This is a genomic window from Micromonospora sp. LOL_015 (assembly GCF_048060275.1).
GTDB lineage: Bacteria > Actinomycetota > Actinomycetes > Mycobacteriales > Micromonosporaceae > Micromonospora_E.
The window spans coordinates 1-6,265 of record NZ_JBHMIO010000093.1 but is presented as its reverse complement, the minus strand read 5'-3'; the positions used below and the strand labels follow the sequence as shown (position 1 = coordinate 6,265).

7 protein-coding genes are annotated in these 6,265 nt (G+C 67.2%); 2 read left to right on the top strand and 5 right to left on the bottom strand.

Translation table 11 applies throughout. The features are described from left to right. Positions 1-225: 225 nt before the first annotated feature. The 5 genes from ACFHWU_RS28440 to ACFHWU_RS28420 all read right to left on the bottom strand — a co-directional run bounded on the left by ACFHWU_RS28440 (position 226) and on the right by ACFHWU_RS28420 (position 4,983). Positions 226-2,418, bottom strand: a complete 2,193-nt coding sequence (locus tag ACFHWU_RS28440; RefSeq protein WP_416592197.1) for an FtsX-like permease family protein — start codon at positions 2,416-2,418, stop codon at positions 226-228. Beyond that, a complete protein-coding gene (locus tag ACFHWU_RS28435) occupies positions 2,415-3,059 on the bottom strand; it encodes an ABC transporter ATP-binding protein (RefSeq protein WP_416592198.1) in 645 nt (214 codons plus the stop codon). Before ACFHWU_RS28435 ends, ACFHWU_RS28440 begins: the two co-directional genes overlap by 4 nt. A 77-nt stretch (positions 3,060-3,136) precedes the next feature. Beyond that, positions 3,137-3,661 carry a PadR family transcriptional regulator gene (locus ACFHWU_RS28430; RefSeq protein WP_416553529.1) on the bottom strand — a complete coding sequence of 175 codons (525 nt, stop codon included), beginning with the start codon at positions 3,659-3,661 and terminating at the stop codon, positions 3,137-3,139. Between the two features lie 556 nt (positions 3,662-4,217). After that, positions 4,218-4,475: a hypothetical protein gene (locus ACFHWU_RS28425; protein WP_416592196.1), complete on the bottom strand. Its 258-nt coding sequence runs from the start codon at positions 4,473-4,475 to the stop codon at positions 4,218-4,220. Beyond that, entirely contained in the window at positions 4,468-4,983 is a 516-nt protein-coding gene (locus tag ACFHWU_RS28420) for a hypothetical protein (protein WP_416553533.1), read from the bottom strand. Before ACFHWU_RS28420 ends, ACFHWU_RS28425 begins: the two co-directional genes overlap by 8 nt. A gap of 185 nt (positions 4,984-5,168) precedes the next feature. Here ACFHWU_RS28420 and ACFHWU_RS28415 point away from each other — a divergent pair, with 185 nt between their 5' ends. Both ACFHWU_RS28415 and ACFHWU_RS28410 read left to right on the top strand, forming a co-directional pair. After that, positions 5,169-5,954, top strand: a complete 786-nt coding sequence (locus ACFHWU_RS28415; protein ID WP_416592195.1) for a helix-turn-helix domain-containing protein — start codon at positions 5,169-5,171, stop codon at positions 5,952-5,954. Further along, positions 5,945-6,130: a DUF397 domain-containing protein gene (locus ACFHWU_RS28410; protein WP_416553537.1), complete on the top strand. Its 186-nt coding sequence runs from the start codon at positions 5,945-5,947 to the stop codon at positions 6,128-6,130. Before ACFHWU_RS28415 ends, ACFHWU_RS28410 begins: the two co-directional genes overlap by 10 nt. Positions 6,131-6,265 lie beyond the last annotated feature (135 nt).

Genomic DNA, 6,265 nt, shown 5'->3' with positions numbered 1-6,265 from the left:
CCACACAACACCGGACGATCATGCGGTGGCCGTCTCCGTCGCCGCACATCCTGTCCGTCCATACCCCACCGCACCGGTCAGGTCACGAAGTACGGCTGCCCTACTAGTCGCTGCAGCCGTCATGTGAGCAGTTGCTGTCCTACCGTCGTTCTGCAGGAGATAGCGACGGCCGTTTAGGATCGTGGATCATGGTGTGAGTCCGAGGATGGCGAACGGTCTGGCCGATCATTCGAATCGGGTGACTGTGAGTCCGGTCTTTTTGCGCGCCGTGCGGAAAGTGCCAACCGCGGCAGCCGCAGCGAGCAGGAGGCTGGCAGCCAACGCATGGTAGTAGGATGCCTCGGGCCAGGAGATCGTGCGGTTGCCTTCGGTGAGTCCGGCCAGGATCGACCATGCGACAAGGAATCCAAGGCCGATACAGAGGGCGAAGACCGTTGCCAGTGGCAGTGCGGCCTCGGCCAGGACGATGCGGCGCACTGTCGACACCGGCATTCCCATGAGGCGAAGCAGGCCCAGCACGCGTTTGCGGTCGAGGATGGCGGCGATGGTGGAAACTGCCAGCGACACCGCAGAGATCAGGGTCGCCACCAGGATGCCGAGATTGGCCAGACTCGCGTAGCGATTGGCCCACGTCTGTAGGGTTGACACCGCCTGTTCGGAGCGGGTACCGGGCGGCAGCGACAGCTTCACACCGCTGAGCAGAATGGCGGTGCGAGCGCGTTCGATCGCGCTGGTCGTGCCGTCGGTGGCGACCAGTAGCATCGCCGGCGCGGTGCCGGGCGAGGTTTCCGGTGCCACCTGCGGCGTGCCGCCGTTCAGGTAATCGGAATGAACGTGGACATACCTGGCGCCTTCATGCACCGGCAGCCCCAACGCGGCGGCGTCGGACGCGGTGACAATGATGCCCTCATCAGGATGGTAGTAAGCGACCACCGCCCCGGTGACACCGGTGACTTGGGCAACCTGGGAAGCCGCTGCCGTCGAGGACTTCGCGGAGTCCGGCGGGCCGCCCAGGCGAGCTACCACGGTGGTCAGCGGCAGCAAGCCGGGGCCGTTACCAGGCGCCGATTCGGCTGCCACGGCGGTGATGGCCGCCGAGAACACCGACACCATGAAGACTGCGGCGACCAATCCGCTGACAGCCCGGAAGGTGGCCCGCGGGTGCTGGCGGATGCGGTTCATCGCGATGACACCGGCGGGGCTACGCGCCGCGCTGGCCCCGAGGCGGGCCACCCAGAAGGTGAGTACCGGCCCCGAGGTAATCAGCCCGATCGAGATCAGGATGAACCCCATGATGAGGATGATGTCTGTCGCCGGCAGCGGTGAGTGCATCAGCGCCGCGACGGTGGCGCTGAGCATTGTGACAATGCCGGCGAAAAGTGGCAGCACGCCCAGCACGCTGGGGCGCCGCTCAGACTGTTCGCGGGTCACCCCGAGCGGACCGATCCCGGCCGACGCCGTGCGCCACCATGCCACCGCGGTGGACACCGCTACCACACCGGCCACGACCACGATCACCGTTACCGGTGCCACCGTCAGGTCGGCGTGGAAGAAGCGGCCGTCGCCCACCCGCATCTGTGCGGCGACCGGAATGAGCAGCCACGCCAGGATCGCGCCCGCGATGGCGCCGACAAGACTGGTCGCCCCGATCTCCGCCGCAGCGATGTCGGCGACCCGGCGCGGTGTCGCTCCGATGAGGCGCAGTGCGGCGAAACGTTCGGCGCGCGCCGCAGCGCCGAGCCGGGTAACAATTCCCACCAGTATCAGCACCGGAAGCAGGATGGCGATGGCGCCGATGATGGCCACTGTGCGATAGCCGATGCTGGGAAACGCCGACCCGCCGAACCGCTCGACCGCCCACACACCGATGGTGGCATCGCTTGAATAGCTGGCCGCCCGGCCGGGGTCGAGGTCGCCGGCTGCCAAGCCGACCACGACTACCAGCGAGTCGGGACTGGCTAGCGCGGTATCGGCAATGACGCCTGCCCGAGTACCGTAGCGGGCGCCCAGCTGGTCGGCCGGGTGTGCGTCGATGAGCGCTATCAACGCAGGTGACGCGTAGTAGGTGCCGATCGCGGGTGGGCGACCGATGCCGGGTACGACCACCGTCGAGCTCGGCGTGGAGGCGATGTCCACCCTGGAAATCGTGCGGCCTGCGAAATAGTCAGAGACAGTCGAGGCGAAAACCCGGCTGTCGGTCAGCGGCTCGGCAGCCGGATCGTTGACCTGTTCAGTCACGCCATAGATCAGCGTGGTCCAAGTGGATCGCTCGGTCCGGGTGGCCAGGCCGTTGTAGGCACCCCACAGCAACAGCAGGAGCAGGACGCCGACGGCGACGCCACCGGCCATGCCAAGCAAGCGCCCCCACGACCCCCGGTCTCCGGCGGTGACGAGCCTTGCCAGCGAGAACAGACTCATCCGTACGGCCCTCCGACGGTGATCTGTCCATCTCGCACAGCCAGCTCACGGTTGGCGTAGGCCGCCGTCCGAGGATCGTGGGTGATGAGCACGACTGTGGTGCCCGCCGCCCGTGCCGTCTCGGTGAGGGCGAGCATGACGGCCTCTGCCGAGAGCGAGTCGAGCGACCCGGTGGGCTCATCGGCGAACAGTAGGGAAGGCTCGGTGACGAGCGCCCGCGCCACAGCAGCACGCTGGGCCTGGCCACCGGACATCTGAGCAGGCAGCTTGCGGGAATGCTCGGTGAGCCCGAGGCGGTCGAGCCAGGTGGCGGCGCGCCGCAGCGCCTCACGCCTGCCGACGCCGGCCAGCAAGAGCGGGATCGTGACATTGTCTAATACGGACAAATCGGGCAGGAGCTGTCCGTATTGAAAGACAAAGCCAAACTCGGCCAGGCGAAGCCTCGAACGACCCGCCTCGCCGAGCGCGTTGACTCTAGTTTCCCCATAATCAACAACTCCTTCGTCTGGCACCAGGACGCCGGCCAGCACGTGCAGCAGCGTTGACTTGCCCGATCCGGAGGGGCCGGTAATCGCGACGATCTCTCCGGCGTGGATGTCCAGGTCGACGCCGCGCAGCGCCTGGGTCAGCCCGAACGTCATGCGCAGCCCGCGAGCTCTCAGCAGGACAGGCCCGACACCGGGCACCCGCGATGGCGTGCTGACGACCTCGACCTCGCTCACTTCTTCACCTCTGCTCGCAGTTGGGTAAGGCGCGCGGCGGTCAGATCGATCCAGCGTAAGTCCGCCTCGATATGGAACAACGCGTGGTCGCAGGCGAGCACGACCGCCAGGTCGGCCTTCTTTTTCTCGTTGGTCAGCTGGCGCATTCGGGCCATGTGCTGCGCCCGCTGCAGGTCCAGCAGACGACCCGCGTCGTCACCTAGCAGCAGCGCTATGATCGTCTTGGCAAAAAGGTTGCTCTGCAGGCGTTCTGATGGAACGTCGGGAGTGAACATCCATTCCATCACCCGGGCTCGACCAGCCGCCGTGATCTCGTAGCGCTTGCGCTCGGGCCCGGAACCCGCTTCCTCGCCGACGGCCACGATCCAGCCCTTGCCGATCAGCCGCGCCAGGGTCGTGTAGACTTGGCCGAACGCCAGAGGTTTCTTCAGTCCGAACCAGCGGTCGTAGCGGTTCTTCAGGTCATAGCCGTAGCTCGGGCTCATCCCGAGTAGGCCGAGTATGGCGGTTGTGTTGTCCACACCAAGTGACTATACAGCCCGTATCTACACGGACAACCTATCGCGTGCCGTTGGTGCGCCGCGAAGGGGGCACCATGATCAGGGAGAGCCCGTACACCAGGCGAATCAGCCGTGACGTCGACCGCGGCGCTCACATCGCACGGCGTGTCGCCGTGGCGACTGGACCTGACCCACGTTGACCGACATCCCAGATCAGAGGGGCTGCGCGATCCTCGGGAGGATGTTCATCATGGAAGGGAGGGCCTGAAGAGGTGGCGGCCCGGGCCCTGAGCTGTCGGGCTTGACCGCAGTGGGCTGCGGCCGGTCGCTGGGACGCGCGCATCGCAATCGAAAGCCGAGCAACTCGTCGGGAGTGTTGACCCCCGGGCGCAGCTTCCCGGATCTCCCGTCCAGTGTCCCTAGGCAGGGGTTGCCGGACCCCTGGGTCCGGATGCCGGCCTCAGGTGCGGACCTCGGACCTCGGATCACGGATCACGGGGGTGGGATCCGGGCGTCCGTCCTGGTCCGGCTCGCGGGGAACGCTGCGCCCCGGGGGCGCCGATCGGGGACCGGCCGGCTACCCCCGGCCTACCGTGGTGACCGTGCCGGGCCGGCGCAGCGCGTCCTTGTACGCTCGGACGCTGACCGCCTTGCCGTCGCGGTCAGTGTCGTCAGGGTCGATTTCCCAGCCGTCGAGCTGCACCCACGAGTATTCCTCCGGCGACGGCCAGATCTTTACCACCCGGAGCCGCACGGGCCGGTTGGCGTCCACGTGGTCACATTGCCGCAGCGCCACCAGATCACCGGGGCACGCCAGCGGGGTCGGCTCAGGCATCGTCGACGGCTCCGTACGACTCGGCGGATTCGTCCTTGTCGTCGTGCGGGTAGCCGGCGGGCATCAGCCCGGACAGGTGCAGGACGGCGCGGATTCGTCGGGCGTTCGCCGGCTCCCACCGGTCCAGGATCGCGATCGCCCGTAGGAACGGGCGGCACGGCCCGGGGACGCCGCCGCACCGGTGGCATTCGCCGGTGGTCCGGTTCGGCAGGTGGGTGCGGGCGGTGGAGTTCGCGTCGTGGATCGCCCGGGACAGCGCGGGGGAGCGGGCCGCCCGGTTGGTGTGGTCCGCGCTTCGGGCGTCGTCGACCGCTCCGTACGGGGCGGCAGCCACGCCGCGCGCGCCGGTGAGCTGGAACCGCCCGTCCTGATCGGGGTCGGTCTCCCCGGGTGTCCGCTTCGGCAGCGGCGGCCTGCCCGGCGTGGGTGTCGCATCGTCCGCTGCTGTGAACGTGATGTACCGGGCGAGGCGGGGAGTCCCGCCAATGCCGTCATTCCTGATCGACATTCTTCCTCCGAGTGCAGTCGACTGTGGTGTTCGCCGACTTCCACCCTGGACTATCAGCCCCCCACCACAGAAGATGGGAAAAGCCCGGGAGCGACCAGGTGGCAATTGATCAACGCGGGTGACTCCGGGGAATGTCCGGCACCGGTCAGTGGTGCGCCGTGATGAATTGGGGGACGTGAAAGGCTATGTCTGCGAGCGAGTATCTGGTAGAGGACCTTCGTCGCGTCCGGGAGATGCTGGGGCTCACCCAGGAGTCCTGGGGTGAGCGCCTGCACTTCTCGGCGTCGCACGTCGGCGCGGTGGAGCGCGGCGAGCGGCCGGCGCTGCCGGACTACCTCGGGGCGGTGGACCGGGTGTACGGCACCGCGTTCATGAAGTTCTATCGGGAGTTCATCCGTGGCGAGTGGACACCGGTGTGGTATCGCCCGTTCGTCGAGTACGAGGGCCGCGCGAGACTGCTACGGATCTTCCAACCGATGATGATGCCCGGCCTGTTGCAGACCGAGGCGTACGCACGCGCCCTGTTGCAGGCGCTCAACACCAAGCCGGAGGATCTTGAGCTGGCCCTGGCCGCCCGACTGGACCGGCAGGAAATCGTCACCCGGGCCACCAACGCCTGCCGACTGGTGGTGGTGCTCGACGAAGTGGTGTTACGCCGGTCGGTGGGAGGGCCGGAGGTGATGCGCGACCAGTTGAAGGCGATCGCCGACGCAAACCAGCGGCAGAACGTGCAGGTGCACATCGTGCCGTTCAGCACCGGAGGCTATCCCGGGATGCTCGGGCCGATGGTGCTCGCGACCGTGGACGGCCGGACAGTCGGCTTCCTCGAAGGCCACCAGGAAGGGCGGTTGATCGAGGCCAAGGATGTCACCGAGGCGCTGGAAGAGGACTGGGAAGCTATCCGGGGGTACGCTCTGCCCGGCCAGCAGTCCCACGAGATGATCATGGAGGCGATCGAGACATGGAGCTGACCGAGGCGCATTGGCGCAAGAGCACCAGGTCCGACAGCGGCAACTGTGTCGAGGTGGCCGACAATCTGCCGGGCCGCGTCTACGTCCGGGACACCAAGAACCGCGACGGCGGTACGTTGGCCTTCGCCCCGTCGTCCTGGTCGAGCTTCGTCGAGCTGGCGAAGAAGTACGCCTGAGCCCGCGCCGGTCCGCTTTCCGTAGCCGGAGCGCACAGAACCCCGGGACCCGCCCAGTTGCAAGGGTCCCGGGGCCACTGACCTAAACTTTGGCCTTTTTGCTGGCTTTCGGTAGGTCGATGTGGGTGATGGTTA